1 pseudogene is annotated in these 308 nt (G+C 70.8%); it reads right to left on the bottom strand.

Going from position 1 to position 308, the window contains the following annotated elements:
* Positions 1-308 (bottom strand): annotated as a pseudogene (locus VTU_RS33750) (SwmB domain-containing protein); the annotation flags it as partial.

Genomic DNA, 308 nt, shown 5'->3' with positions numbered 1-308 from the left:
TGCTCCAGGCGGGTGATGCGGGCACCGCTGTCCGGGTCCAGCTTGCCGTCCTGGCTGCCGGTCACCAGGGTCACGTAGGTGCTGGCTGCGCCTGCGGGCTTGCTTTCTCCGATGGGGCTGACGGTGACGCTGGCCGATGCCACCGCAGGCTGCGTGCTGTCCTGGATGCCGTCTCCGTTGCCGTCGCCGACCACGGGGGCTGCGCCACCGGGGCCGGGGATGCCGGGGGTTCGGTTTTCGGTGCTGTCGGGAATGCCGTCGCTGTCCGTGTCGTTCCTGGTGTCCTTGTCCGTCGGGCCTGACGGGGC

This window comes from Verminephrobacter aporrectodeae subsp. tuberculatae At4 (genome assembly GCF_000193225.1).
In the GTDB taxonomy this organism is placed as follows: Bacteria; Pseudomonadota; Gammaproteobacteria; order Burkholderiales; family Burkholderiaceae_C; genus Acidovorax; species Acidovorax aporrectodeae.
The sequence above is the reverse complement of the archived record's forward strand: the minus strand, read 5'-3'. Positions and strand labels throughout refer to the sequence as shown.